We start from the raw sequence: 25,644 nt of genomic DNA, 5'->3' as shown, positions 1-25,644 counted from the left end.
CATGCTGAGTGCAGAGATGATGCTGGCCGCCTATGCCAGCGGCATCTTTCCAATGGCTGGAAGCCGTGATGACGCGGGGCTTCACTGGATCGACCCGCGTCGGCGCGGCATATTTCCCCTGGACGGATTTCACCTCTCGCGGTCGCTGCGCCGCGCGATTCGGCGGGGCGATTACCAGATCCGCACGGATGCGTCCTTTGACGCGGTGGTGCGCGCCTGCGCGGCGCGGCCCGAAACCTGGATCAATGCCGCGCTCGAGAGGGTCTATGCCGAGCTTCATGCCTGCGGCCATGCGCATTCGCTTGAAGTCTGGCAGGACGGCGCGCTTGCCGGCGGCGTTTTCGGGATCACGCTGGGCGGGGCATTTTTCGGGGAAAGCATGTTCTCGGCCCGAACCAACGCGTCAAAGATCGCGCTGGCCTATCTGGTGGACAGGTTGCGCCAGGCGGGATTCACCCTGTTCGACACGCAATTCCTGACGCCGCATCTGGCCTCACTGGGTGCCGTGGAAATTCCGCGCGCCGAATACCATCGCAGGCTGCACTCGGCGCTTGCGATCGATGCCGATTATTGTGTGCCCCCGGTGCCCTCGGCGTCCGAGCTGTTGCAGCGGATGACCCAGACGTCATAGCGCGGATGGTCAAGCGCCGACAGCGCCGGGCTCGAGGCGATCATCCATCCGTCGAACAGGACTTCGCCAGAGCTCCGATCCCGGATCGTCAGATAGGCATAGGCATCCGAATCGGGGTCGTCCACGGGATAGCGGCAGTCGCCAAGACGCACGTCCAGCCGACCATAGGTTGCACTCTGGCCGACGGCCAGATCCAGATCCGTCGTATCTGTGGCCACCTTATCCAGACCGCGCAGCATCGCGCCGGGCGCGCTTGCGACCTCCTGGGCCATGGCCACCGTGCCCAGCCCGGCAAGACCAAGGATCAGGGCCAGCGTTCTCATGGCGCGACCGTGTCGGAAGAACTCTTGCTGTCGGCGAATTTCATCATCAGCGAGATCAGGCTGACCGCGCCCTGCGTGTTCTCGATCTCGGTGCCGGGTTCAAGATTCATGGGGCTGCCGCCCGGCTGGATCTCCAGATAGGACCCGCCCAGCAATCCCTCTGACGCGATGATGGCGGTCGAATCGTCGGGAACGGCAATTGCACCGTCCACGGTAAAGGTCGCGTCGGCGCGATAGGTCTGCGGGTTCAGGCGCAGGTCGATCACCCGACCGATCTTCACCCCCGCCATACGCACATCGGTGCCGACCGTGATCCCCTCGGCCGAGCGGAAACTGGCCATCAGCTCGTATTCCTGCCCCCCACGGCTGACCGGCCCTTCGCCAGAAGCATACAGGACAAAGCCCGCTGCAACGGCGAGAACGGCTGCCCCGGTCAGGACTTCAGAGACGCTGTAGGACACTATTCGGGGCTCCACGCCTCGTAGTCACGACGCTCGACAGGCACAGGGCGGCGCAGCGAACCGGCAGGCGCATAGGCCAGCGGCGTGCCCGTGTAGTTCTCGTGATGCGGCTTTTCCCAAGGCTTGTGCTTCAGCGGCTTCGTGGTGGGCGGCTCGTCCCAGGTGTGGTGCAGCCAGCCGTGCCAGTCGGGACTGATGCGCGACGCTTCGGATTCGCCGTTATAGATGACCCAGCGGCGCTTGCCGTCGCGCGTCTGGTAATAGACGTTGCCCTGGTCGTCTTCGCCGACCTTCACGCCCCGCCGCGCGGTGAAGAGCTGCGTCCCGATCGTCTGGCCATTCCACCAGGTCAGAAGGCGAAGCAGGAAATTCATCAAGATACCCTCCAGGCCGTGTCCTGCCCCGTTATAACGATGGCGCGCCGAAGGTCCAGAGGTTGCGCGAATGCCGCCGCCTCTTGCGGCCCGAAATGCAAACGGGCGGCGCCATCGGCACCGCCCGTTCGGCAAAGTTTCCGGCCCGGCGGATCAACCCGCCGTCGCGGCCTTTTCGGTCTTGCTGTCGGTGTGGATCAACAGCGGCTTGGCACCGGCCTCGACGGCCTCTTCGTTGACCACGACTTCCTCGACCGAAGACATGCCAGGCAGTTCGAACATCGTCTCCAGCAAGATATCCTCGAGAATCGAGCGCAATCCGCGCGCGCCGGTCTTGCGTTCGATCGCCCGGCGGGCAATCGCCTTCAGCGCGTCGGGCGTGAAGGTCAGCTTGACGCCTTCCATCTCGAACAGGCGCTGATACTGCTTGACCAGGGCGTTCTTCGGCTCGGTCAGGATGCGCACCAGGGCGTCTTCGTCCAGATCCTCCAGCGTCGCGATGACCGGCAGGCGGCCGACGAATTCGGGAATCAGGCCGAATTTCAGCAGGTCTTCAGGCTGCAAGTCCTTGAACAGCTCGCCGACATTGCGCTCGTCCGGGCTCTTGACTTCGGCACCAAAGCCCATGGCCGAGCCCTTGTTGCGCTGGGCGATGATCCGCTCCAGCCCGGCGAAGGCGCCACCGCAGATGAACAGGATGTTGGTCGTGTCCACCTGCAGGAATTCCTGCTGCGGATGCTTGCGCCCGCCCTGCGGCGGAACGCTGGCAACGGTGCCTTCCATGATCTTCAGCAGCGCCTGCTGAACGCCCTCGCCCGAGACGTCGCGGGTGATCGAGGGGTTGTCGGACTTGCGCGTGATCTTGTCGACCTCGTCGATATAGACGATGCCGCGCTGCGCGCGTTCCACATTGTATTCGGCGGCCTGCAGCAGCTTCAGGATGATGTTTTCGACATCCTCGCCGACATAGCCGGCCTCGGTCAGCGTGGTCGCATCGGCCATGGTGAACGGCACATCAAGGATACGTGCCAACGTCTGCGCCAGCAGCGTCTTGCCGCAGCCGGTCGGACCGATCAGCAGGATGTTGGATTTCGCCAGCTCGATGTCATTCGACTTGGCAGCATGGTTCAGGCGCTTGTAATGGTTGTGCACGGCCACCGACAACACGCGCTTGGCGTGGTCCTGACCGATAACATAGTCGTCAAGAACCTTGCAGATCTCGCGCGGCGTGGGAACACCATCCTTGGCCTTGAACCCCGAGGACTTGGTTTCCTCGCGGATGATGTCCATGCACAATTCGACGCATTCGTCGCAGATGAAGACCGTGGGGCCTGCAATCAGCTTGCGCACCTCATGCTGCGACTTTCCGCAGAAAGAGCAGTAGAGGGTGTTCTTGCTGTCGCTGCCGGAAGTGTTCGCCATCGTAATCCTCTGCGGCCTTCTGTCATGGCGCGGCCTGATGGCCGCGACTGTCATCAAGATTAGGGCAGCCTATCGGCCTTCACAATGCCAAAAAGTGCCCCACGGGGCTTACTTCTTGTCGTCCTTGCCCTCGCGCGCGGTCAGGATCTCGTCGATCAGGCCCCATTCCTTGGCCTCCTCGGCCGACATGAACTTGTCGCGCTCAAGCACGGCCTCGACGTCCTCATAGGTCTGGCCCGTATGTTTGACATAGATCTCGTTCAGGCGGCGCTTGAGTTTGAGCGTCTCCTGCGCATGGATCCAGATGTCGGTCGCCTGGCCCTGATAGCCGCCCGAGGGCTGGTGCACCATCACCCGGCTGTTGGGCAGCGAGAAGCGCATGCCCTTTTCGCCCGCGGTCAAGAGCAGCGATCCCATCGAGGCCGCCTGGCCGATCACCAGGGTCGAAACCTTTGGACGGATATACTGCATCGTGTCGTAGATCGACAGGCCCGAGGTCACGACGCCACCGGGGCTGTTGATGTACATCGCGATTTCCTTGTTCGGGTTCTCTGCCTCGAGGAACAGAAGCTGCGCACAGATCAGCGTCGCCATCGCGTCATGCACGGGGCCGGACAGGAAGATGATCCGCTCCTTCAGCAGGCGCGAATAGATGTCGTAGGCCCGCTCGCCGCGCGAGGTTTGCTCGACCACCATCGGCACGAGGGTGTTCATGTACAGGTCAATGGGGTCTTTCATGCTCGGTCCGCCTCTTGTCTCACGTGATACCCGTTCCCTGCCATAGCGACAGGGCGTTACCCATGTCTTAGTCAGCCGTTCGGGGGCCTGCAAGGGCAAGCGGCGATGCGCGCAATCGTGCATTGCCAGGCGCGCGCGGCGGACTATGTTCCGGACATGTCGTCGGAACTTCTGATCGTGGCCCATGGCCAGCCCTCTGACCCGCACCCCGCCGAGGCCGAAATGAACGCCTTGGCGGCCCGGGTCGCGCGACGTCTGCCCGGCTGGCGCGTCGGCGCGGCGACGCTGGCGGACCCGACTGCCCTGCCGCGCGCGCTGGACGGGCTTGACGATCCATTCGTCCTGCCCCTGTTCATGGCCGATGGCTGGTTCACGCAAACGGCCCTGCCCCGCCGCCTTGCCAAGGCAGGTCGGCCCGGACTGCGCATCCTGACGCCCTTGGGCCTGATGCCCGAGCTGACCGAACTGGCGCGCGACATCGTCGCGCAATCGCTGGATGCGCTAGGATGGCGCGCGCAGGACAGCACGCTGCTTCTGGCCGCCCATGGCTCGGGGCGCAGCAGGGCGCCGGCCGCAGCCGCACGGGCGATCGAAACGGCGCTACGGACCGCACTGCCCCTGAGATCGATTGCGACGGGCTTCATCGAAGAGAGCCCCCGGCTTGTCGATGCCGCGCGCAATACCGATCACAAGGCCCTGTGCCTGCCGCTTTTCGTGGCGCGCTGGGGCCATGTGCGCGACGATGTCCCCGACGCCCTGTCGCAGGCGGGTTTCGCCGGTCACCTGCTTGATCCCATTGGTCTGCATCCACGCATTCCGGAAATACTAGCGCATGCCGCGCGGCAGGCCGTGTGGGATTGCACAGCCTGACCATTCCGTGACACGGTGGTTCCCCTCTGCCTGATATCAGGGAACGATCGATGCCAAGCCTGTCACCCAGCCTGTTCCTGCTGCATGTCGCCGGCGCAGCCGCGCTGTTGCTGTGGGCGGTGCGCCTGGTTCGCACGGGGGTCGAGCGCGGATGGTCGGCCGACCTGCGCAAGCTGCTGCGGGGCAGCGCCGAATATCGCCTTCGGGCGGCACTGGCCGGAACGGGCGCGGCGGTCTTGCTGCAAAGCTCGACGGCGGTCGCCATTCTGGTTGCGGGCTTCGTCGCCTCGGGTGCTTTGCCCGGGATTGCGGCACTGTCGATCGTTCTTGGCGCCGATCTTGGCTCGGCGATCGTGGCGCGCATCCTTCTGGTGCGGATGGACTGGGTGGTTCCGTTGCTCCTGCTTGCCGGCGTGACGCTGTTCCTGCGCACATCGCGGCTGGAGCTGCGCATGGCCGGGCGCGTTCTGATCGGACTGGCGCTGATCTTCGTCGCCCTGTCCATGCTGCGCGCGGCAACAGGGCCGCTTGTCTCCAGCCCCGGCGTCGGGATCGCGATTTCCTATCTTGGCAACGACCTGTTCACGGCCTTCCTCATCGGAGGTCTGTTTGCATGGGGGGTGCAATCCTCGGTCGCCGCGGTTCTTGTCTTCGTGACCCTGGCGGCCGAGGGGCTGCTGCCGGCCCCGGTCGGGGCCGCGATGGTGCTGGGGGCCAATCTGGGGGGCGCGATGATCGCCCATGTGCTGACGTTGAACGCCGAGATTTCGGCGCGTCGGGTCATTCGGGCAAATCTTGTGCTGCGCGGTGGCGCGGCCGTGACGGTGCTGTTTGTCCTCTCGCTGATGGCTCCGCCGCTGGATCTTCTGGGCGCGACGCCGGCAACGCAACTTATCGTGCTGCACATCGTCTTCAATCTCGTTCTGATGCTCGTGGGGCTTGTCCTTGCCAGCCCTGTCATGGCTCTGGCCGAACGCATGGTGGCCTCGCCGGTCGCCCAGGCGCGGATTGCGCGAATCTCGGCACTGGACCCCGAGGCACTGACGAATCCCGACCGGGCCCTGACCTGCGCCCGGCGCGAGATCCTGGCGATGGGCGAATCGGTCGAAGCCATGCTGCGCCCGGTGATGGGCCTGTACCGCCAGTGGGACGAAGCGACCGCGCAGGCAATCCGCGACCGCGATGCCGAAATCGACCGGATGCATATCGCGATCAAGCTGTACCTGGCGCGGCTGACCCGCAGCGTGGGCGATGACGACACGATTGCCCGGCGGATCCTTGCCCTGGCCGATATCGCGGTGAACCTCGAGGGCGCCGGCAACACGATCAGCGACACGATGCTGAATCTCGCGCAGCGGCGCGAGCGGCTTGGGCTGGCCTTCTCGGACGAGGGCTGGGCCGAGTTGTGCGACTTCCACGACCGCGTTCTGGCCAATGCTCAGGCCGGGCTCAACCTTTTGGTGACGATGGACCCGGACGCCGCCCGCGCGCTGGTCGTCGAGAAGGACCGGATTCGCGATATTGAACAGCAGCTTCAGCGCTCGCATCTGGAGCGGCTGAAACAGGGCCGCGTCGAAAGCATCGAGACATCGAACATCCACCAGGAGACGCTGCGCGCCCTGAAACAGGTCAACGCGGCATTTGCGATGATCGCCTATCCGATCCTGTCTGAGACGGGCGATCTGCTGTCGAGCCGGCTAAGCCGCCAGACGGGCTGATTGGCTGGCAGCCGGGGCCAGCCACCGAAGGGCTGGCCCCGGGGTCCCGGTCACGACGGGCCGAGACGGAGCGGGCCGAGACGGAGCGGGCCGAGACGGAGCGGCCGCATTGTCGGACGTCACTTGATGATCGTTTCGGGGCCCATCACCCGGGTCGGCAGCCAGGTGGAGAGGACCGGCACATAGGTGACGATAATCAGGAACACGAACAGCACCGCCAGGAAGGGCGCGGCAGCGCGCACCACCCGCATCATCGACATGCCGGCCACGCCCGACGTCACGAACAGGTTCAGCCCGACCGGGGGCGTGATCATGCCGATCTCCATGTTCACCACCATGATGATGCCCAGATGGATCGGGTCCACACCCAGCGAAATCGCGATCGGGAAGACCAGCGGCGCCACGATCAGGATCAGGCCGGACGGTTCCATGAACTGGCCACCGATCAGCAGGATCACGTTGACGATGACAAGGAACATGATCTTGCCAAAGCCCGCGTCCAGCATCGCGCCCGCCACCTTCTGCGGGATCTGCTCGTCCGTCAGCACATGCTTCAGGATCAGCGCGTTGGCGATGATGAACATCAGCGTGATCGTCAGCTTTCCCGCCTCGAACAGCGTGTCGCGCGTATCGCGGTGGAAGAAGGCCGTGACCAGCGCGATCGGCTTTTGCAGCAGGGTCAGGTTCTGCCCCTCGCGCGCCAGCGGTCCCATGTCGCGATAGATGAAGCAGGCCACGATGAAGGCCCAGACCGAGGCCACCGCCGCCGCCTCGGTCGGGGTGAAGATGGCCGAGGTCACGCCAGGGATTCCGTACAGACCGACCATGATGATGACGATCAGCATCAGGCCCCAGAAGGCTTCCGAGAAACTGTCGAAGATTTCGCCCCAGCCCTTCCATTCCTCGCGCGGCATCTTCTTCCAGATCGCCCAGATCAGGATCGTCGTCATCAGCATGCCGCCCGCCAGCAGGCCGGGGAATACGCCGGCAAGGAACATGCGCCCGACGGACACATCGGTGGCCGAGGCATAGACGACCATGACGATCGACGGCGGAATCAGGATTCCCAGCGTGCCCGCATTGCAGATGACGCCCGCCGCGAAATCCTTGGAATAGCCCACCTGGCGCATCGCTGCGATCACGATCGAGCCGATCGCGACCACGGTCGCGGGGCTCGAGCCGGACAGGGCCGCGAACAGCATGCAGGCAAAGACGCCCGCGATCGCCAGACCGCCCGGCAGATGCCCCACGCAGGCGATCGAGAACCGGATGATCCGCCGCGCCACGCCACCCGTGGACATGAAGGTCGAGGCAAGGATGAAGAACGGAATGGCCAGCAGCGTCGCATGCCCCTCCATCGCCTGATAGAGCGATTGCGCGATCGAGGCCAGCGAGGTTTCCGAGAACCAGAGCAGGAAGAGCGTCGAGGACAGGCCCAGCGAAATCGCGATCGGCACACCGATCAGCATGAAGCCGATGACCATCGCGAAAAGAAGAACGACTTCCATGCCTTATTCCCCTTCGTTCAGATGGCGCACATCGGCCACGGCATCTTCGGCCTCGTGGCTGACGATCAGGCTGTCGCGCTGCCCGGTGATGATCTGCCAGGTTGCCTGGGCGACGCGGAACAGCAGAAGCGCCGCGCCGATGGGCAACATCGCGTATGGAATGAAGCGCGGCAGCTTCTCGTAGTGCTCGCCCTGGTTGAAGATCGGCTCGATGAAGCGCAGCCATTCGGGCATTGGGATCTGGTCGGTCTCGTACCAGGCCCGGTCGCGGGTGGGGATGAACCCGTCCGGGAACCACCGCCCCCCGGTCTGCTGGAAGCCCGCGAAGGGCGCCCAGTAATCCCACGCACCCTTCATCAGCAGAAAGGCATAGGCAAGGCAGCACAGCGCGGCGATCAGGGCCAGGATCCGGCGCCCACGTGACGGCAGCACGTTGATCACCGCATCCACCCCAAGATGGGCCGTGACCTTGACCGCGTAGGACATCCCGAACAGCACCAGCCACGCAAACAGCGCCAGCGTGACCTCGAGTCCCCAGATCAGCGAGGAATTGAAGAGATATCGCAGCACGACATTGACAAAGGTGATCACCGTCATCGCACCCAGGATCAGGGCGATGAAGGTTTCCTCGAGTTCGTTGACGATACGGCCCAACGTCGTCGTCGGGCGATGATGACCGCTCATGCCAGCCCCCCCCCTTCTGTGCGCCGGGCCCGGCGATCCTCCGCCGGGCCCGGGCAAGTCATTTCATCCGAAACGCTCAGCTTCCCGAATTGAAGCTCTGCGCCGCGTCGATGTTTTCCTGGCCGATGCCATCGGCGAACTTGGCCCAGACGGGCTTCATCGCATCGACCCAGGCCTGGCGCTGTTCGGGCGTCAGTTCGCGGATCACGCCACCGGCATCCAGGATCGCCTGGCGGGCCTGCTGATCGACCTCATTGACGGCGGCGTTCCGCTCGACAGTGACTTCATGCAGGATCGTCAGCAGCTGTTCGCGGATTTCGGGATCGAGGCTTTCCAGCCAGTCCACCGAGGCCACGACCAGGTAATCCAGCACGCCATGGTTGGTCTCGGTGATGCCGTCCTGAACTTCGTAGAACTTCTGGCCATAGATGTTCGACCAGGTGTTCTCCTGCCCGTCCACGACGCCCGTCTGCAGCGCGCCATAGACCTCCGAGAAGGCCATCGGCTGCGCCGAGGCGCCCAGCTGTTCGATATAGGCGATGATCACGTCCGAAGGCTGGACGCGGAACTTCAGCCCCTTCATGTCCTCGGGCATCAGCAGCGGGCGATTGGCCGACATCTGCTTCATGCCGTTGTGCCAGAATTCCAGCCCCTGCAGACCGCGGCGAACCATCGAGTTCTTCATCTTCTGACCGACTTCCGAATTCTGGAAGGCGTCGACCGCGTTGATGTCCTTGAACATGAACGGCAGGTCGAAGATCTGGAACTGCTTGGTAAAGGCCTCGAACTTCGACAGCGAAGGCGCGGCGAACTGCACATCGCCCTGCAGCATCGCCTCGAGCACCTGGTCGTCATTGTACAGGGTCGAGTTCGGATAGACCTCCATGCAGGCCTTGCCGTCCATCTCGGTGTTCACCCGCTCGGCGAACAGGTTGGCGGCAATGCCCTTGGGGTGCTTGTCGGCATTGGTGACATGGCTGAACTTGATGACGATCTCGCCTTCGTCGCAGCCGGGGCTTGCGATCGCGGCGCCGGCGGACAGGGCCAGCGCGACGGCGGTCATCGTCGCGGTCAGTTTCTTCATTCCGGATTCCTCCCTAGCAGCATTCTGCGCCGCCAGCATCGCGCTGACGGCGGACGCTTCTTGATGAGCCACGCCAGTCGCGCGCGATCAAGCGTCCTTGCAGGCGGTCAAGAAACGATCCTCAAATTGTTGTTTTCATTTCATTTTCTCTACCACGTCCGGGCAAGACCCCGATCCGGCGTGCGAAGGATCACACAGCCGTTACCGTTAACTGTGCGAAATTCCGCACAAATCGGGCTCAACGACGATAGGTTTCGGGCCGGATTCCGTGCCGCGCTAGCTTGTCATAGAATGTCTTGCGCGGCAGCTTCAGCGTGGCGGCGGCCTCGGTCGCGTTTCCGCCGTGACGCTGCAACGCCTCGATCAGCAGCGACCGCTCGACCCGCGCCATCTGCTCGACCAGCCCCAGCGGTGCCGCGCCTTGCAAGCGTGACCGTTCGGGGCCGATCGCGTCCAGCCCCATGGCAAAGCGCATGGCCGCGTTCATCAGCGATCGCGCATTGCCCGGCCAGTCCTGCGCCATGAGTTCGGCGATCACCTCGGGCGTGATCTCGGGCATCGGCAGGTCGGATTGTTCGCAGGCAATGGCCACGTAATGACGGAACAGGACGGGGATGTCCTCTGGGCGCTCCTTCAGGGCGGGAATGCGCACCCGGATCACGTCCAGCTTGTAGAACAGGTCCGGATTGAACCGCCCCTGCTGCACCTCGCCCTCAAGGTCGCGATAGGTCCCGGCGATCACGCGGATGCCCGGATTGGAGTCGATCAGGTCAATCAGGGCGAACTGCGCCCCGGCCGCCATGGCGGCGATCTCGTCGAGAAAGATCGTGCCCCCTTCGGCGCGTGAAAATGTATCGGCCAGCATGGGCGCATCCGCCGTGGCGGCGGAGAGTTTCAGAAGGGGACGGGTCGCCGCGGCCGAGAGCAGATGAATGACCTCGGCCATCTTCGCGGTTCCCGAACCCGGCGGGCCGGAGATCAGAACCTCGGCCGAACTGCGCGCCGCGGCCCGCGCCGCCTCGCGCATCTGCTCGGACAGGGCTGACGTCCCGACCAGCATCCGCGCCGCCGCATCCCCGCGCCGGATCTCGCGCCGCAAGGCTCGGTTTTCCAGAACCAGCGCCCGGGTCTTGAGCGCCTTCTGCACCACCGCAACGAAATCCGAAGGGTTGCAGGGCTTTTCCAGAAAGTCGAATGCCCCCGCGGACATGCCCCGGACCGCCATCGGCACGTCGCCATGGCCGGTCAGCAGGATCACCGGCAGCTCGGGGTCGGTCTTTCTGGCGTGCTCCAGCAGATGGAAGCCATCGCGACCCGGCATTCTGATGTCGGATACGACGATACCGGCAAAGTCGCGGCCGATATGGTCCTTGGCCTCGATGAAGCTGCCCGCCAGCACCGGGCGCAGGCCGGCCAGCTCCAGCGTCTGGCCCAAGGCCTCTCGCACGGCGCGATCGTCATCGACCAGTAGAACGCGGTCGCTCATGCTGCTCTTGCTCCTTGCGCGGCATCCAGCTCGACGGTGAATTCCGCACCCCCCTCGGCCGGGTTGCGCGCGCTGATCGAACCGCCAAAGCTCTTGACGATGGAATACGAGATCGACAGCCCCAGCCCCATGCCTTCGGATGCGCCGACCTCCTTGGTGGAATAGAACGGGTCGAAGATGCGCTCCGGCTCGCGGATACCGGGGCCCGTGTCGCGTATGCGCAGGGAAACGCGGGTGCCATGCCGGTCGAACGCAATGCCGATACGGCCGCCCTGACCGATCGCATCGGCTGCGTTGGACAGCAGGTTCACCACGACCTGCTGCAGGCGGACCTCTCCGCCGCGCACCATTACCGGAGCATCGGGAACGGACCAGTCCACCGTGATGGCCGCCCTGGACAGGCGTGGCTCGACCAGCTCCAGTGCGGCCTGAACCACCGCGACCAGATCGACATCGCCCATCCCGTCGCTTTCCTGCCGCGCGAAAGTCCGCAGGTTGCGTATGATCCGCCCCATCCGCCGTGCAAGATCGGCGATACGCGACAGGTTGTCGGCGGCGCGGCCGGGCTCGCCCCGCTGCAGGAATTGCGCGGCATTCTCGGCATAGGACTGGATCGCCATCAACGGCTGGTTCAGCTCGTGACTGATCCCCGCCGACATCTGGCCCAGAGCAGACAGCTTGCCCGCCTGCACAAGCTCGGCCTGCGTGCGGCGCAACAATTCGTTGGCCTGTGACAATTCCCGCGTGCGCTCGGCCACGCGCGTCTCCAGCCGCGCATTGGCCTCGGCCTCGGCCGCCAGCCTGGTCGCCAATGCGCGCCGACGCTCCCACAGGGCATACAATGCCGCGCCAACCACGACAAAGGCCGCCGCCGCCAGCATGGATTGCAGGATCGCCTGGCGCTCGGCCGGCGCGATGTCCACCAGCGCCTCGCCGGTCATGCCGATTACCGGCAGGGGGCGCGTCAGGTGCAATGCGCGCCGTGGAAGATATGGCCCGCCATTGAGGACCCAGATCTCGTGCCCTCCAAGGCGGCGCGCATCCTGCCCCAGATAGTTCCGCCCGCCGTCGCGGCGCACCAGATCGACCAGGATCAGCTCGTCCCGGTTCGAAACGAACACCGTTCCCTGCCGGTCGCTGAAGAAGACGATCATCGGTTCGCCGCGCCAGACGACCTCGACCGCTTCGGTGTCGATCCGGGCCACGACCGCGCCCAGAACGGGCCCATCGTCGGAAAAGACCGGCGCGGCATAGACGAACAGGCGACGCCCCGTGCCGGGCTCCACCTCGTGGTGAAAGCCCAGCGCCCCCTGCAATGCGCGGCGGACCGATGGCGCGTCCGACAGGTCTCGCCCCGCCCGCGCGGCATCGTCCGAGGACGCCAGAACCTGCCCCGCGACACCGACGACGACAAGTTCGTCCGATCCGGTGATGTCGGCCGCCTTCTGCAGGACCAGATGCGCCTGAACGGGGTCGCTGTCGGGACGCTCGGCAAGCTGCCGGATTTGCGGATGCCCCGCGATCAGGACCGTCATCTCGCGATAGCGCTGCAATTGCCCGATCAGGCGATCGCCCGACAGCGCAAGATCGGCCCGGCCACGCTCCTCCAGCCTGTCCAGCGCGTGGGCAAGCGCGTTCCACCACACGCCGCCCGTCACGGCCGCGAACAACAGGAACAACATCAATGGGGCCAGAAGCCGGCGCAGCATTCGCCTCTCCTTTTTCCGGCAATCTGCCAGCAGTATGCGGCGAATGCCAGAGGCGGACGACGGGGCTTGCCCTGAGGGCCGACACGGTGCTTGGATTGCACGGTCGAAAGGATCGATCCAGGGAGGAAACAATGATCCATCTGAAATCGCGGCTGGTCGCCTTGGCCACGGCCGCCGTCCTGACGCTTCCCGGCGCGGCGCGCGCCGAGGAGTTCATCAACATCCTTACCGGCGGCACGTCGGGCGTCTATTATCCGCTGGGCGTCGCCCTGTCGAAGGTCTATGGCGAAAAGATCGAGGGCGCACGCGTCCAGGTCCAGTCCACCAAGGCGTCGGTCGAGAACCTGAACCTGCTGCAGCAGGGCAAGGGAGAGCTTGCCTTCGCGCTTGGCGACTCGGTCAAGCTGGCCTGGGAGGGCGACGCCGAGGCGGGCTTCAAGGCGCCGCTGGACAAGCTGCGCGGAATCGCGGCGATCTATCCCAACTATGTGCAGATCGTGGCTTCGGCCGATTCCGGCATCCGCACGCTGGCAGACCTGAAGGGCAAGAGCCTTTCCGTCGGTGCGGCCAAGTCGGGGACGGAACTCAACGCAAGAAAGATCTTTGCCGCCGCGGGCATGAGCTATGAGGATCTGGGCAAGGTCGAATACCTGCCCTTCGCCGAGTCGGTCGAGCTGATCAAGAACCGCCAGCTGGACGCGACGCTGCAATCGGCGGGTCTGGGCGTGGCCTCGATCAAGGATCTCTCGACCTCGATCGACATCCAGATGGTGTCGATCCCGCCCGAGGTCGTCGAGAAGCTGGGCGCGCCCTACATTGCCGCAACCATCCCCGCAGGTACCTACCAGGGGCAGGACGAAGACGTGCCGACCGTGGCCATCGTCAACTTCCTTGTCACGCACCAGGACGTGTCCGACGAAACCGCCTATCAGATGACGAAGCTTCTGTTCGAAAACCTGGGCGAGCTTGAAGCGGCACACAAGGCGGCGGCCCAGATCAAGCTGGAAAACGCGCTGAACGGAATGCCGATCCCGCTGCATCCGGGCGCCGAGCGCTTTTATCGCGAGGCTGGCCTGATGTAGGTCCAAACCGGCCCGGGCGGCACCGCCCGGGCTGACTCTTTCCTGCGGACGGACAAGGGAGAACGCGCGGTGACAACACACAGGACCGACGCATCGACCGATGACGCGCAAGCCGTCATTCACGACCCGCTTGCCGGCGGCTTTCCGGATTCGCCCGAAGGGCGGATCCTGTTCTGGATCGCTGTCGTCTTCTCGGTGTTCCAGGTCGCGACAGCCGCTCATCTGATCGACCTGCCCAGCCAGATCGTGCGGGCGGTTCATGTCGGCTTCCTGATGCTTCTGGTCTTTCCGCTGATGGCCGCACTGAGACGGCGCGGCACCAGCCTGCGGGCGCTGGCATGGGCCATGGGGCTGGCCGGAGCGGCAGTCGCCGCCTACCAATGGTGGGAATATACGCCCCTGATCCTGCGCGCGGGCGACCCCCTGCCGCGCGACATCGTGGTCGGCGTGATCGCCCTGCTTACGGTCTTTGCCGCGGCATGGGTCCTGATGGGGCCCGCGCTGCCGATCATCGCGGGCGCGTTTCTCGCATATTGCCTGTGGGGGGAATACCTGCCCTCGCCGCTCAATCATCGCGGCTATGACTTCGCGCAGGTCATCGACCACATGGCCTTTGGAACCGAGGGCATCTATGGCATCCCGACCTATGTCTCCTCGACCTATATCTTCCTGTTCATCCTGTTCGGGGCATTCCTTGAACGCGCCGGAATGGTGACGCTGTTCACCGACATCGCGCTGGGCCTTGTCGGGCACCGCCAGGGCGGCGCGGCCAAGGTCGCCGTCATTTCATCGGGATTGATGGGCACGATATCCGGTTCCGGCGTCGCCAATGTCGTCACCACGGGCCAGTTCACGATCCCGCTGATGAAGCGCTTTGGCTATCGACCGGCCTTTGCCGGCGGGGTCGAGGCGACATCCTCGATGGGCGGACAGCTGATGCCGCCGGTCATGGGGGCAGTCGCCTTCATCATGGCCGAAACGCTGGGCGTCGAATATGTCGAGGTCGTCCGGGCCGCGCTGATCCCGGCGATCCTGTATTTCGCCTCGGCCTTCTGGATGGTGCATCTCGAGGCCGGGCGCCACGGCCTGCGCGGCCTGGCCGCCGACGAACTTCCCTCGCCCCTGGCCGCGATACGTGCGCGCTGGTATCTGCTGTTGCCGCTGGCGGTTCTGGTCTGGCTGCTGTTCTCGGGCTACACGCCGCTGTTTGCGGGCACGATCGGGCTGGCACTGACGGTGATGCTGATCCTTGGCGGATCGGTCGCGCTGGGCCTGCCCGACGGCGTGATGCGTATCGTGTTCTGGATCGCGCTGGGCCTGATGGCCGCGGCCTTCTTCGAATATGGAATCCTGCCCGTGGCGCTGGCGATCATCGCGCTTGTGGCATGGAACGCACTTTCCCGCGGCGGGCGCCAGACGCTTGTCATGTGCCGCGACAGCCTTGCCGAGGGCGCCAAGACCGCGCTGCCCGTGGGCGTCGCCTGTGCGCTGGTCGGCATCATCATCGGCACGATGACCCTGACGGGCGCCGCCAATACCTTTGGCCAGTTCATCGTCCATGTCGGTCGCGACAGCCTGATCCTGTCTCTTGTGCTGACGATGATCACCTGCATCGTGCTGGGCATGGGGATACCGACGATCCCAAACTACATCATCACGTCCTCGATCGCGGGGCCGGCCTTGCTGGAGCTGGGGGTGCCGCTGATCGTCAGCCACATGTTCGTCTTCTACTTCGGCATCCTGGCCGACCTGACGCCACCCGTCGCGCTTGCCTGCTTTGCGGCCGCGCCGATCGCGCGCGAAAACGGGCTGAAGATTTCGATCGAGGCCGTGAAGGTCGCAGCGGCAGGATTCGTCATCCCTTACATGGCGGTCTATACGCCGGTGCTGATGCTGCAGGATGGCGGCCCGCTGGCTCAGGCGATCGGGTTCTGGCCGGCAGTTGCCTATGTGCTGTTCAAGACGGCAATCGCCATCGGTCTGTGGGGTGTCGCCGTGATCGGTTGGCTGGGCCATCCCCTGGGCTGGCCCATGCGGGTTCTGGCAGCAGGCGCGGCCGTGACCCTGATCGCGGCCCTGCCCGTAACCGACGAAATCGGCCTTGCGCTTGCGGCCACGTTTGCCGTTCTGCATTGGCGCAGTCGCCGCGCCGCGCAGGCATGAGCGGCGCCTGCCTTCTGGTCGGCGCATCGGTTCTGATGCTGGGCGCGACCGAATTCGATCTGCGCTGGACCCATTCGGTCGAACATACCGAATGGTGGGAAACATGGCAGGTCGAAGGGCGCGCGCTGCGCCTGATACGCGCGGCGGTCAAGGGATCGGGTGCCGGCATGGACCCGGGAGAGGGCGCGAAACTGCGGGATGGATGGTGGGTGTGGCAGGTTGATCTGCCGCCGCAAGAGGAACTCTTGCTGGCGGCTTCGGGCGCGACCGGCGCGGGTTGGAAGCTGTGCGACATGGCGGGCTGCCGCGAGCTGGGCGCGCAACCCGGTCAGCCGCTGCGCATCGCCCCCTGCCCGGCGGACTGACCTGGGCGCGGCGGTCTTCGCCGAACCGTTCGGTCAAATTCATCTGTGACAAAAAATTTTTTTGTCATAGCATACGCTTCAACAATGATTCGAACAAAAGCAGGGAGATCCGTGTCTGACGCCGCGCTACAGTCATCGCCCAGGATCGGGCCGCTGATCCGCGCGCGCCGTCGCCGGTTGGGGCTGACGTTGCAGACCCTGGCCGACCGGTCTGGCGTCTCGGTCGGGTATCTGAGCCAGGTCGAACGCGGGAACGCCACGCCGACGCTTGGCACGCTGGCCCAGATCGCCCGCGCACTGGATGTTGGCGTGGACTATTTCGTAGCCGCCCCGCGCCCGGCCGATGCGGTCACGCGCGCCGCGACCCGCCCGCGGTTCTCGATCGACGGGTCCTCGATCATCTACGAACGGCTGAGCGCCGAATTTCCCGGCAGCCAGATGTCGGCCTTCATCCTGCACGTGCCACCCGGTTTCCGGTCGGAAACCATGAGCCACGCGGGCGAGGAAATCGTTCATGTCCTTGAAGGCAGCGTGGTGCAGGTTCTGGAAGGCGAAGAGATCCGGATGCATGCGGGCGACAGCCTGCACTATCGTGGAAACCGCCCGCACGGGTGGTACAACGACAGCGACCGGCCCGCGCGCCTGCTGTGGACGGGAACGCTGGAGCTTTTCCACGGCCCGACTGGCGCGGGCACGGTTGTCACCATTGCGCGGGACGCCCGCAAATGACGGCCTTGCCGCACGCGCGCGACCCGCAATCCAATTCCCTGTCCCGTCTCGGGGCGGGAATGCCCGGCGCACGCCATGGCGAGCCCGGACTGCACAGGCAAATCACGAACAGACAACAAGGGAGTTGTACATGAACATTCGCCATACATTGGCCACCGGCGCGGTGCTTGCCGCATTGCTGGGTGGCGCCGCGCAGGCCAAGACGCTGGTCTATTGCTCGGAGGGCTCGCCCGAGGGCTTTGACCCCGCGCTCTACACGTCGGGCACCACCTTCGATGCCTCCTCGCATCCGATCTACAACCGTCTGGTCGAATTCGTGACCGGCACGACGCAGGTCGAGCCGGGCCTGGCCGAAAGCTGGGAAGTGTCCGAGGACGGGCTGGAATACACCTTCCACCTGCGCAAGGGCGTCAAGTTCCATTCGAACGATGTCTTCACGCCGTCGCGCGACCTGAACGCCGACGACGTGATCTTCAGCTTCGAACGCCAGTGGAAGCAGGACAATCCGTATTACACCGTCTCGGGCGGGACGTGGGAATACTTCAACGGCATGTCGATGCCCGACCTGCTGAAGGAAATCGTCAAGGTTGACGACTACACCGTCAAGTTCGTGCTGAACCGGCCCGAAGCGCCGATGATCGCGAACCTTGCGATGGACTTCGCCTCGATCGTCTCGAAGGAATATGCCGATGCCATGCTGGCCGCCGGCACGCCCGAGATGATCAACCAGAAACCCATCGGCACCGGCCCGTTCCAGTTCGTCGCCTATCAGAAGGACGCGGTCATCCGCTACAAGGCCAATCCCGACTACTGGAAGGGCAAGGCCGCGATCGACGATCTGGTCTTTGCGATCACGCCGGACGCCTCGGTCCGCTATCAGAAGCTGAAGGCCGGCGAGTGCCACGTGATGCCCTATCCGAACCCGGCCGATGTCGCGGCGATGAAGGCCGATCCCGACATCACCGTTCTGGAACAGGAAGGCCTGAACGTGGGCTATCTTGCCTACAACACCCAGCAAGCGCCGTTCGACAACCCGAAGGTGCGCAAGGCGCTGAACATGGCCATCGACAAGCAGGCCATCATCGACGTCGTGTTCCAGGGCTCGGGCCAGATCGCCAAGAACCCGATCCCGCCGACCATGTGGTCCTACAACGACGAGATCCAGGACGATCCCTATGATCCCGAAGCCGCGAAGAAGATGCTGGGGGAAGCGGGCGTCACGGATCTGTCGATGAAGGTCTGGGCGATGCCGGTCCAGCGGCCCTACAACCCGAATGCGCGCCGCATGGCCGAACTGATCCAGGAGGACATGGCCAAGATCGGCGTCGATGTCGAGATCGTGTCCTATGAATGGGGCGAGTATCTGGAACGCTCGAAGGCGGTAGACCGCGACGGTGCCGTGTTGCTGGGCTGGACGGGCGACAATGGTGACCCGGACAACTTCCTGGCCGTTCTGCTGGGCTGCGACGGTGTCGGCGGCTCGAACCGCGCCCAGTGGTGCAACGACGAGTTCGAGGCCCTGATCCAGAAGGCCAAGGTCGTTTCGGACATCGAAGAGCGCACCAGGCTGTACAAGGAGGCGCAGGTCGTCTTCAAGCGCGAGGCGCCCTGGGCCACGATCGCCCATTCGGTGGTCTTCATGCCCGTGCGCAACGAGGTGCAGGGCTACAAGGTCCACCCGCTGGGCGGCCACATCTTCTATGGCGTTGATCTGGCCGAATAAGCCGGCAGCGTCCTTGCGAACGGGCGGGGCCTTCGGGCCCCGCTTGCGCAATTCGCGGGACCCATGCGTGTCATCCGGTCCCGTGGATCGTTGGCGCATTGGGTCTGGTCAATCCGGTCTGCCAGGGTCTATATCGCGCCAGACCTCAGGGATGGGTCATGCGGCATCTGATGCGGCCCGATCGATCCCGACCCGGAGTGACCGCCCCGCGCGGCCCTAGATGCATCTGCAAGAAACGAGGAGCGCCGGCCCATGCTGCGTTACCTGCTTTCCCGCCTGATGACGTTTCTGCCGACCTTCTTTGGCGTGACGCTCATCTCGTTTTCCTTCATCCGGCTTCTGCCCGGCGACCCCATCGTGGTGATGGCGGGCGAACGCGGCGTCAGCCCCGAGCGGTACCAGGAGCTGGTCCGGCAATTCGGCTTCGATCAGCCGATCTGGAAGCAGTATCTGGATTACCTGGGCGGCGTCATCCAGGGTGATCTGGGGCAAAGCTTCGTGACGAAGAAGCCGGTCTGGGACGAATTCTTCGCGCTCTTTCCAGCGACGCTGGAATTGTCGATCTGCGCGATGGTCTTTGCCGTCCTTCTGGGCCTGCCTGCGGGCGTGATTGCCGCCGTCAATCGCGGCAAGCTGTTCGACCGGGCACTGATGTCGTCGGCCCTGGTGGGCTATTCGATGCCGATCTTCTGGTGGGCGCTTCTGCTGATCATCGTCTTTTCCGGCTGGCTGGGCTGGACGCCCGTCTCGGGGCGGATCAGCCTGATGTACTATTTCGAGAATCCCACCGGCTTCATGCTGTGGGATGCGCTGATGTCGGGGCAGAAGGGCGCGCTGGGCTCGGCCATTCAGCACCTGATCCTGCCGACGATCGTGCTGGGCACGATCCCGCTGGCGGTAATCGCCCGCCAGACCCGGTCGGCCATGCTCGAAGTCCTGTCCGAGGATTATATCCGCACTGCCCGCGCCAAGGGCCTGTCCCCCCTGCGCATCAACGGCCTGCATGCCCTGCGCAACGCCCTGATCCCCGTGATCACCGTGATCGGCCTGATGGTCGGCACGCTTCTGGCTGGCGCGATCCTGACCGAGACGATCTTTTCCTGGCCCGGAATCGGCAAGTGGATGGTCGATTCGATCTTTCGCCGCGACTATCCCGTGGTGCAGGGTGGGCTGCTGCTGATCGCCGTGATGGTGATGATCGTCAACCTGACCGTGGATGTGCTCTACGGCCTGATCAACCCCAAGATCCGGAAGCGCTGAGATGACAGACACCGTGACGACAGCTCCCGCCCGGCCCAGCTGGCTGAAGGAATTCTGGTACTATTTCCGCGAAAACCGGGGCGCGGTGATAGGGCTGTGGATCTTTGCAGCCTTTGTTCTGGTGGCGATCTTCGCGCCCGTGCTGGCGCCCCACGACCCCACGCAACAATACCGCGACGCGCTGCTGCTGCCGCCCTTCTGGCAGGAGGGCGGACGCATCGAGTTCGCGCTTGGAACCGATGCGGTCGGGCGTGACATGCTCTCGCGCCTGCTGCATGGGGCGCGCTATTCCTTCTATGTGGGAATCGTGGTCGTCGCCGTGGCCGCGACAGGCGGGATCGTGATCGGGCTCATTTCAGGATTTGCACCGAAATGGCTGGACACGATCATCATGCGGGTCATGGACATCATCCTGGCCTTTCCGTCGCTGCTGCTGGCGCTTGTTCTCGTGGCGATCCTGGGTCCGTCTCTGACCAATGCAATGATCGCGATCGCGATCGTGCTGCAACCGCATTACGTGCGCCTTACGCGTGCCAGCGTGATGTCCGAACGATCCAAGGAATACGTGACCGCCGCGCGCGTGGCCGGCGCGGGCAAGCTGCGGCTGATGTTCGTCACGGTGCTGCCCAACTGCCTGTCGCCGATCATCGTGCAGGCGGCCTTGTCGTTTTCGACCGCGATCCTTGACGCGGCGGCTCTGGGCTTCCTGGGCATGGGCGCCCAGCCGCCGACACCGGAATGGGGCACGATGCTGGCCGAGGCGCGCGAATTCATCCTGCGCGCCTGGTGGGTGGTGACCTGGCCCGGCGTGGCCATCCTGATCACCGTTCTAGCGATCAACCTGATGGGCGATGGCCTGCGCGATGCGCTCGACCCGAAACTGAAGCGGAGCTGACGATGGCACTTCTGGAAATCCGCAACCTGTCGGTCGATTTCGCGACGTCCTCGGGCCAGTTCCGCGCCGTGGACAGCGTCGATGTCACCGTGGACAAGGGCGACATCCTTGCCATCGTGGGCGAATCCGGCTCGGGCAAGTCGGTGTCGATGCTGGCGATGATGGGACTCTTGCCCTGGACGGCGACCGTCACGGCCGATGCGATGCTGTTCGATGGCCAGGACCTGCGGGCCCTGTCGCCGCGCCAGCGACGCCGGATCATCGGCAAGGACATGGCGATGATCTTTCAGGAACCGATTTCCTCGCTGAACCCGTGCTTTACCGTCGGCTTCCAGATCAAGGAGGCGTTGAGAATCCATTTGGGTCTGGATTCGCGCGCCCGTCATCGCCGCGCGGTGGAACTGTTCGAGATGGTCGGCATCCCTGCCCCCGAAGAGCGTCTGAAAGCCTATCCGCACCAGCTGTCAGGCGGGATGAACCAGCGCGTGATGATCGCCATGGCGATCGCCTGCAACCCCAAACTGCTGATCGCGGATGAACCGACGACCGCGCTGGACGTGACGATCCAGGCGCAGATCCTGGACCTGTTGACCGGGCTGCAGCGCGACACGGGCATGGCGCTGATCCTGATCACCCATGACATGGGCGTGGTGGCGGAAACGGCCCGGCGCGTTCAGGTGCAGTATGCCGGGCAGAAGGTCGAGGAACAGCCGGTGATCGACCTCTTCGAGCGGCCCCATCATCCCTACACGGCTGCGCTTCTGGCCGCCCTGCCCGAGCGCGCGACGTCGAAGCACCTGCCCACGATCCCGGGCGTGGTGCCGGGTCAGTTCGACCGACCGCAAGGGTGCCTGTTCAGCCCGCGTTGCCAGTTCGCCGACGAACGCTGCCGGACCGTGGCGCCCCTGCCCCAGGGTCCGCAGGCGGGACTTGCGCGCTGTCACTATCCCCTGAACCTGTCCGCGGAGGCCGAGGCATGAGCCAACCTGTCGTCGTTGCCGAAAAGCTCAGCCGTCATTACGAGGTCAAGGGCGGCCTGTTTTCAAAGAGCGGCGTGGTCCGCGCGGTATCCGAGACAAGCTTTCGCCTGGAGGCGGGCCGCACGCTGGCCGTGGTGGGCGAATCCGGCTGCGGAAAATCGACCCTTGCGCGCCTGATCACCATGATCGAGGAGCCCTCATCCGGTCGCTTCTACATTGATGGCGAAGAGATCACGCCCGCAAACTGGGCACGGCATCGCGCCGATGTACAGATCGTCTTCCAGAACCCCTATGGGTCGCTCAATCCGCGCCAGCGCATCGGCGCGGCGCTGGAAGAGCCGCTGAAGATCAACCGCCCGCAGATGAGCGCGGCGGAGCGCGAATCCCGCGCGCGGGAGATGCTGCAGCTGGTCGGATTGCGGCCCGAACATTACGACCGCTATCCGCACATGTTCTCGGGCGGTCAGCGCCAGAGGATCGCGGTCGCCCGCGCGCTGATGCTCGAGCCGAGGGTCCTGGTGCTGGACGAGCCGGTATCCGCGCTGGACCTGTCGATCCAGAGCCAGATCCTGAACCTGCTGGTCGATCTGCAGGAACGGATGGGGCTGGCCTATCTGTTCATCAGCCACGACCTGTCGGTGGTCAAGCACATGGCCGACGACATCATCGTGATGTATCTGGGCCGCCCGGTCGAGATTGGCCCCAAGGATCAGGTCTTTGCCAATCCGCGCCATCCCTATACGCGTGCCCTGCTGTCGGCGACGCCGGTGGCCGATCCCCGTGCGAGGAAGCAGCGCATCAAGCTGCAGGGCGAGTTGCCTTCGCCGCTGAATGTCCCGCCGGGCTGCGCCTTTGCACCGCGTTGCTGGAAGGCTAGCGACAAGTGCCGGGCCGAACGCCCGGAGCTGGATGGCGGCGCGCATCAGGCCGCCTGCTTCTTCCCCGAGGGCTGACCGAACCCGTGGCAAGCGGCCGCCCAGTCATCCGGGCGGCCGTTTCGTCCGCGCATGCGGTTCCGGGGGCCAGCCCTGCATGCAGGACAGAGGGCCAAAACCCTGCTTCGCGTGTCGCGTTTGGCGCGTGTCGTCGCGACAAGCGCCATACAGCCTGAGGCGAGGCGACGCCCGAAACAACCGGTCAGGAATTCGAAGGTATTGGGGCAACCAGACCCGGCCTCAGTTCAGCCTGGGCGTTGATGGTGCGGTCGAGAAGACTCGAACTTCCACGGGAGTTACCCCACAGCGACCTCAACGCTGCGCGTCTACCAATTCCGCCACGACCGCACTGTTCCGGGCCACGCCCGGATGAGGTGCGCGCTGTTTATCCAAAGCATCCGCCGTTGTGAAGGGGGGAAAGCGCAAGAGGCGGAAAAAATTGACAATCGGCCCACGGGACCGCACGCAGGCGTCAGCGTGGTGCGGCGCTGCCCTCCGCCGCCCTGGGCGCGACGGCCGATCCTTCTCCCAGCTGCGCCAGAACCGCCGAGACGCTGAGCAATAGCGACATGATGCAAACCGATCCAAATGCGATGTGAAATGCGGACATTGTTGCCTCCAATGCATGACTTGAAATATTCCGGGCGTCGCCCGACCAGTTAATGATGGAATCATGCCACTTCCGGCGGCATGGACAAAGTCCGAAATTGATGGCCCGACCCAGCCAGGGGAAATCCGATGGTCGAATGGATCAGTTCCGACGCGCTTGTGCCCTATGAACAGGCCGTGGCCGAGATGGAATCGCGCGTGGCCGACATGGCCTTGGGCAAGGCCGGCGAAGCGATCTGGCTGCTGGAACACCCGCCCATCTATACCGCCGGGACGTCGGCGCGCGACGAGGATCTGCGCGATCCGGACCGTTTCCCCGTTTACCGCACGGGGCGCGGCGGGCAGTTCACCTATCACGGGCCGGGCCAGCGCATCGCCTATGTGATGCTGGATCTGAACCGGCGGGGCCGCGACGTTCGCGCCTTTGTTCGCAAGCTGGAGGACTGGGTGATCGCGGCGCTGGCCGAATTCAACGTGCGCGGCGAAATCCGCGAAGGGCGCGTCGGCGTCTGGGTCGCACGTCCCGACAAGCCGCCATTGCCCGACGGCTCGATGCGCGAGGACAAGATCGCCGCGATCGGAGTCAAGCTGCGCCGCTGGATCAGCTTTCATGGAATTTCGATCAACGTCGAACCCGATCTGAGCCATTTCGACGGCATCGTCCCCTGCGGAATCCGCGATCACGGGGTGACAAGCCTGGTGGATCTTGGCTTGCCGGTCACGATGGACGATCTGGATCTGGCACTGAAGCAGACATTCGCAAGGGTGTTCGACTGATGCCGTATGAATGGGTCACCGGACAACCCGAGCGCGGCAAGCCCGCCGAGTTGCATCTTTGGCCCTATCGCTCGCTGCCACGCAAGGGATTTGCGGCCTTCATCGCGCTGACGGCCGGCCTGCTGGCCTTGCCGCTGATCGCCGCGCTGGGAACGCTGGTGTTCTGGGGTTTGCTGCCGTTTCTTCTGGCCGCGATCTGGGGGCTGTGGCATGCCATCTCGCGCAGTTATCGCAGCGGCGAGGTGATCGAGGTGCTGCGCATCGATGACGATCGGGCCGAGCTGATCCGGCGCGATCCTGACGGTCGCGAACACCGCTGGCAGGCCAACCCCTATTGGGTTCGCGTCCAGATCTACCCTACGGGCGGGCCGGTCGAACATTATGTCACGCTGAAAGGCCAGGGCCGCGAGGTCGAGATCGGTGCATTCCTGTCCGAGGACGAACGCAAGGCATTGGCCGAGGAGCTGCGGGCGGCGTTTGCCGCCCACCGCTGAACGGTCAGGCAAGCCGCGCCTTCACCTTTGGTCCGGCTGCGCCGAAATCCATCCGGCCTGCGTATTTTGCCTTCAACGCCGCCATGACGCGGCCCATGTCGCGGATGCCCGTTGCCCCGGTTTCGGCAATCGCGGCGTCGATGGCGGATTCGACTTCCTCTTCTGTCAGACGCTTGGGCAGGAACTCCTCGATCACGCGGATCTCGGCGCGTTCCTTTTCGGCCAGCTCCAGACGCCCGCCTTCCTCATAGGCACGGGCCGATTCCTGGCGCTGTTTCACCATGCGGTCCAGAATCGACAGGACTTCGGTTTCGTCCAGTTCGCCTTCGCCACTCTCGCCCCGGCGCGCGATCTCGCGATCGCGGATTGCCGCCGTGATCAGGCGAAGCGTGGACAGCCGGTCGGCATCCTTGGACTTCATCGCGTCCTTCAGTGCCTCGGATATTCTCTCGCGAATGGTCATTCGCCTTCATCCCCAGTTTGACAAGGCCGTTACAATACCGTTACCGGCGGCGGGAAACAACCACATGGGAAAACAGATAACGCATTGATTTAATTGATATCACGATCGTGCCCACCCCCTTGACCGCAGGCGCGTGTCCCCGTAGGTTCCGCAGGATTTGA

25 protein-coding genes and 1 tRNA gene are annotated in these 25,644 nt (G+C 64.4%); 14 read left to right on the top strand and 12 right to left on the bottom strand.

Features of this window, described 5'->3' with window-relative positions; genetic code table 11:
* Window position 1: 1 nt before the first annotated feature.
* Complete coding sequence (gene aat / locus LV82_RS06210) at window positions 2–631, top strand: leucyl/phenylalanyl-tRNA--protein transferase (RefSeq protein WP_104070041.1); 630 nt, start codon at window positions 2–4, stop codon at window positions 629–631.
* Here the strand turns inward: aat and LV82_RS06205 are convergent.
* From LV82_RS06205 to clpP, 5 genes are all read right to left on the bottom strand, one after another.
* Window positions 568–954, bottom strand: coding sequence for a DUF2155 domain-containing protein (locus tag LV82_RS06205; RefSeq protein WP_104070040.1), 387 nt, complete (start codon window positions 952–954; stop codon window positions 568–570). The genes aat and LV82_RS06205 overlap by 64 nt on opposite strands.
* The gene (mlaD, locus tag LV82_RS06200; RefSeq protein ID WP_104070038.1) at window positions 951–1,415 is read right to left on the bottom strand and encodes an outer membrane lipid asymmetry maintenance protein MlaD; all 465 of its coding nucleotides are present in this window, start codon (window positions 1,413–1,415) and stop codon (window positions 951–953) included. The genes LV82_RS06205 and mlaD overlap by 4 nt, the downstream gene beginning before the upstream one ends.
* Complete coding sequence (locus LV82_RS06195; protein WP_104070037.1) at window positions 1,415–1,789, bottom strand: NADH:ubiquinone oxidoreductase subunit NDUFA12; 375 nt, start codon at window positions 1,787–1,789, stop codon at window positions 1,415–1,417. Before LV82_RS06195 ends, mlaD begins: the two co-directional genes overlap by 1 nt.
* A 153-nt stretch (window positions 1,790–1,942) precedes the next feature.
* A complete protein-coding gene (clpX, locus tag LV82_RS06190) occupies window positions 1,943–3,211 on the bottom strand; it encodes an ATP-dependent Clp protease ATP-binding subunit ClpX (protein WP_104070035.1) in 1,269 nt (422 codons plus the stop codon).
* Window positions 3,212–3,319: 108 nt separating this feature from the next.
* Window positions 3,320–3,949: an ATP-dependent Clp endopeptidase proteolytic subunit ClpP gene (gene clpP, locus LV82_RS06185; protein WP_104070034.1), complete on the bottom strand. Its 630-nt coding sequence runs from the start codon at window positions 3,947–3,949 to the stop codon at window positions 3,320–3,322.
* Between the two features lie 105 nt (window positions 3,950–4,054).
* Between clpP and LV82_RS06180 the strand changes: the two genes are divergently transcribed.
* On the top strand, window positions 4,055–4,819 hold the full coding sequence (locus LV82_RS06180; RefSeq protein WP_245873087.1) for a sirohydrochlorin chelatase: 765 nt from the start codon (window positions 4,055–4,057) through the stop codon (window positions 4,817–4,819).
* Between the two features lie 50 nt (window positions 4,820–4,869).
* Entirely contained in the window at window positions 4,870–6,537 is a 1,668-nt protein-coding gene (locus LV82_RS06175; protein WP_104070032.1) for a Na/Pi cotransporter family protein, read from the top strand.
* A 119-nt stretch (window positions 6,538–6,656) separates the two neighbouring features.
* Here LV82_RS06175 and LV82_RS06170 read toward each other — a convergent pair whose 3' ends face one another.
* The 5 genes from LV82_RS06170 to LV82_RS06150 all read right to left on the bottom strand — a co-directional run bounded on the left by LV82_RS06170 (window position 6,657) and on the right by LV82_RS06150 (window position 13,008).
* A complete protein-coding gene (locus LV82_RS06170; RefSeq protein ID WP_104070030.1) occupies window positions 6,657–8,045 on the bottom strand; it encodes a TRAP transporter large permease in 1,389 nt (462 codons plus the stop codon).
* 3 nt (window positions 8,046–8,048) lie between these two features.
* A complete protein-coding gene (locus tag LV82_RS06165) occupies window positions 8,049–8,729 on the bottom strand; it encodes a TRAP transporter small permease (RefSeq protein WP_104070028.1) in 681 nt (226 codons plus the stop codon).
* Between the two features lie 76 nt (window positions 8,730–8,805).
* On the bottom strand, window positions 8,806–9,813 hold the full coding sequence (locus LV82_RS06160; protein ID WP_104070027.1) for a TRAP transporter substrate-binding protein: 1,008 nt from the start codon (window positions 9,811–9,813) through the stop codon (window positions 8,806–8,808).
* A 238-nt stretch (window positions 9,814–10,051) separates the two neighbouring features.
* A complete protein-coding gene (locus tag LV82_RS06155) occupies window positions 10,052–11,299 on the bottom strand; it encodes a sigma-54-dependent transcriptional regulator (protein WP_104070025.1) in 1,248 nt (415 codons plus the stop codon).
* Window positions 11,296–13,008 (bottom strand): ATP-binding protein, encoded by a 1,713-nt coding sequence (locus LV82_RS06150; protein ID WP_104070024.1) that lies wholly within the window; start codon window positions 13,006–13,008, stop codon window positions 11,296–11,298. The genes LV82_RS06155 and LV82_RS06150 overlap by 4 nt, the downstream gene beginning before the upstream one ends.
* A 131-nt stretch (window positions 13,009–13,139) precedes the next feature.
* Here LV82_RS06150 and LV82_RS06145 point away from each other — a divergent pair, with 131 nt between their 5' ends.
* The 9 genes from LV82_RS06145 to LV82_RS06105 all read left to right on the top strand — a co-directional run bounded on the left by LV82_RS06145 (window position 13,140) and on the right by LV82_RS06105 (window position 23,158).
* Window positions 13,140–14,090 (top strand): TAXI family TRAP transporter solute-binding subunit, encoded by a 951-nt coding sequence (locus LV82_RS06145; protein ID WP_104070022.1) that lies wholly within the window; start codon window positions 13,140–13,142, stop codon window positions 14,088–14,090.
* Between the two features lie 69 nt (window positions 14,091–14,159).
* Entirely contained in the window at window positions 14,160–16,253 is a 2,094-nt protein-coding gene (locus LV82_RS06140; protein ID WP_104070021.1) for a TRAP transporter permease, read from the top strand.
* The gene (locus tag LV82_RS06135; RefSeq protein WP_104070019.1) at window positions 16,250–16,618 is read left to right on the top strand and encodes a DUF1850 domain-containing protein; all 369 of its coding nucleotides are present in this window, start codon (window positions 16,250–16,252) and stop codon (window positions 16,616–16,618) included. The genes LV82_RS06140 and LV82_RS06135 overlap by 4 nt, the downstream gene beginning before the upstream one ends.
* A 111-nt stretch (window positions 16,619–16,729) precedes the next feature.
* Window positions 16,730–17,347 (top strand): helix-turn-helix domain-containing protein, encoded by a 618-nt coding sequence (locus tag LV82_RS06130; RefSeq protein WP_245873086.1) that lies wholly within the window; start codon window positions 16,730–16,732, stop codon window positions 17,345–17,347.
* A gap of 130 nt (window positions 17,348–17,477) precedes the next feature.
* Window positions 17,478–19,070 carry an ABC transporter substrate-binding protein gene (locus tag LV82_RS06125; RefSeq protein ID WP_104070016.1) on the top strand — a complete coding sequence of 531 codons (1,593 nt, stop codon included), beginning with the start codon at window positions 17,478–17,480 and terminating at the stop codon, window positions 19,068–19,070.
* Window positions 19,071–19,322: 252 nt separating this feature from the next.
* Window positions 19,323–20,330, top strand: a complete 1,008-nt coding sequence (locus tag LV82_RS06120) for an ABC transporter permease subunit (protein ID WP_104070015.1) — start codon at window positions 19,323–19,325, stop codon at window positions 20,328–20,330.
* A 1-nt stretch (window position 20,331) separates the two neighbouring features.
* Window positions 20,332–21,225 (top strand): ABC transporter permease subunit, encoded by an 894-nt coding sequence (locus LV82_RS06115; RefSeq protein ID WP_104070013.1) that lies wholly within the window; start codon window positions 20,332–20,334, stop codon window positions 21,223–21,225.
* Window positions 21,226–21,227: 2 nt separating this feature from the next.
* Window positions 21,228–22,205 (top strand): ABC transporter ATP-binding protein, encoded by a 978-nt coding sequence (locus LV82_RS06110; RefSeq protein WP_104070011.1) that lies wholly within the window; start codon window positions 21,228–21,230, stop codon window positions 22,203–22,205.
* Window positions 22,202–23,158 carry an ABC transporter ATP-binding protein gene (locus tag LV82_RS06105; RefSeq protein ID WP_104070009.1) on the top strand — a complete coding sequence of 319 codons (957 nt, stop codon included), beginning with the start codon at window positions 22,202–22,204 and terminating at the stop codon, window positions 23,156–23,158. Before LV82_RS06110 ends, LV82_RS06105 begins: the two co-directional genes overlap by 4 nt.
* 243 nt (window positions 23,159–23,401) lie before the next feature.
* Here LV82_RS06105 and LV82_RS06100 read toward each other — a convergent pair.
* Window positions 23,402–23,488: transfer RNA gene (locus LV82_RS06100), tRNA-Leu, on the bottom strand.
* Window positions 23,489–23,878: 390 nt separating this feature from the next.
* Here LV82_RS06100 and lipB point away from each other — a divergent pair.
* Both lipB and LV82_RS06090 read left to right on the top strand, forming a co-directional pair.
* On the top strand, window positions 23,879–24,526 hold the full coding sequence (lipB, locus tag LV82_RS06095; RefSeq protein WP_104070007.1) for a lipoyl(octanoyl) transferase LipB: 648 nt from the start codon (window positions 23,879–23,881) through the stop codon (window positions 24,524–24,526).
* A complete protein-coding gene (locus LV82_RS06090) occupies window positions 24,526–25,020 on the top strand; it encodes a DUF2244 domain-containing protein (RefSeq protein ID WP_104070005.1) in 495 nt (164 codons plus the stop codon). Before lipB ends, LV82_RS06090 begins: the two co-directional genes overlap by 1 nt.
* A 4-nt stretch (window positions 25,021–25,024) precedes the next feature.
* Here LV82_RS06090 and LV82_RS06085 read toward each other — a convergent pair whose 3' ends face one another.
* Window positions 25,025–25,483 carry a GatB/YqeY domain-containing protein gene (locus LV82_RS06085; RefSeq protein ID WP_104070004.1) on the bottom strand — a complete coding sequence of 153 codons (459 nt, stop codon included), beginning with the start codon at window positions 25,481–25,483 and terminating at the stop codon, window positions 25,025–25,027.
* Window positions 25,484–25,644 lie beyond the last annotated feature (161 nt).

Source organism: Albidovulum inexpectatum (assembly GCF_002927635.1).
Lineage (GTDB): Bacteria > Pseudomonadota > Alphaproteobacteria > Rhodobacterales > Rhodobacteraceae > Albidovulum > Albidovulum inexpectatum.
Note: the sequence above shows the minus strand (reverse complement) of the source record. Positions and strands in the feature narration are given on the sequence as shown.

Bases quoted from the DNA above. Each gene is read 5' to 3' on its own strand.
- LV82_RS06150 (WP_104070024.1), bottom strand. From the start codon at position 13,008: ATGCTGCGCCGGCTTCTGGCCCCATTGATGTTGTTCCTGTTGTTCGCG.
- LV82_RS06175 (WP_104070032.1), top strand. From the start codon at position 4,870: ATGCCAAGCCTGTCACCCAGCCTGTTCCTGCTGCATGTCGCCGGCGCA.
- LV82_RS06195 (WP_104070037.1), bottom strand. From the start codon at position 1,789: ATGAATTTCCTGCTTCGCCTTCTGACCTGGTGGAATGGCCAGACGATC.
- LV82_RS06145 (WP_104070022.1), top strand. From the start codon at position 13,140: ATGATCCATCTGAAATCGCGGCTGGTCGCCTTGGCCACGGCCGCCGTC.
- LV82_RS06120 (WP_104070015.1), top strand. From the start codon at position 19,323: ATGCTGCGTTACCTGCTTTCCCGCCTGATGACGTTTCTGCCGACCTTC.
- lipB (WP_104070007.1), top strand. From the start codon at position 23,879: ATGGTCGAATGGATCAGTTCCGACGCGCTTGTGCCCTATGAACAGGCC.
- clpP (WP_104070034.1), bottom strand. From the start codon at position 3,949: ATGAAAGACCCCATTGACCTGTACATGAACACCCTCGTGCCGATGGTG.
- LV82_RS06170 (WP_104070030.1), bottom strand. From the start codon at position 8,045: ATGGAAGTCGTTCTTCTTTTCGCGATGGTCATCGGCTTCATGCTGATC.
- LV82_RS06105 (WP_104070009.1), top strand. From the start codon at position 22,202: ATGAGCCAACCTGTCGTCGTTGCCGAAAAGCTCAGCCGTCATTACGAG.
- LV82_RS06125 (WP_104070016.1), top strand. From the start codon at position 17,478: ATGAACATTCGCCATACATTGGCCACCGGCGCGGTGCTTGCCGCATTG.
- clpX (WP_104070035.1), bottom strand. From the start codon at position 3,211: ATGGCGAACACTTCCGGCAGCGACAGCAAGAACACCCTCTACTGCTCT.
- LV82_RS06180 (WP_245873087.1), top strand. From the start codon at position 4,055: ATGCGCGCAATCGTGCATTGCCAGGCGCGCGCGGCGGACTATGTTCCG.
- LV82_RS06165 (WP_104070028.1), bottom strand. From the start codon at position 8,729: ATGAGCGGTCATCATCGCCCGACGACGACGTTGGGCCGTATCGTCAAC.
- aat (WP_104070041.1), top strand. From the start codon at position 2: ATGCTGAGTGCAGAGATGATGCTGGCCGCCTATGCCAGCGGCATCTTT.
- LV82_RS06090 (WP_104070005.1), top strand. From the start codon at position 24,526: ATGCCGTATGAATGGGTCACCGGACAACCCGAGCGCGGCAAGCCCGCC.
- LV82_RS06205 (WP_104070040.1), bottom strand. From the start codon at position 954: ATGAGAACGCTGGCCCTGATCCTTGGTCTTGCCGGGCTGGGCACGGTG.
- LV82_RS06155 (WP_104070025.1), bottom strand. From the start codon at position 11,299: ATGAGCGACCGCGTTCTACTGGTCGATGACGATCGCGCCGTGCGAGAG.
- LV82_RS06110 (WP_104070011.1), top strand. From the start codon at position 21,228: ATGGCACTTCTGGAAATCCGCAACCTGTCGGTCGATTTCGCGACGTCC.
- LV82_RS06135 (WP_104070019.1), top strand. From the start codon at position 16,250: ATGAGCGGCGCCTGCCTTCTGGTCGGCGCATCGGTTCTGATGCTGGGC.
- LV82_RS06085 (WP_104070004.1), bottom strand. From the start codon at position 25,483: ATGACCATTCGCGAGAGAATATCCGAGGCACTGAAGGACGCGATGAAG.
- LV82_RS06160 (WP_104070027.1), bottom strand. From the start codon at position 9,813: ATGAAGAAACTGACCGCGACGATGACCGCCGTCGCGCTGGCCCTGTCC.
- LV82_RS06115 (WP_104070013.1), top strand. From the start codon at position 20,332: ATGACAGACACCGTGACGACAGCTCCCGCCCGGCCCAGCTGGCTGAAG.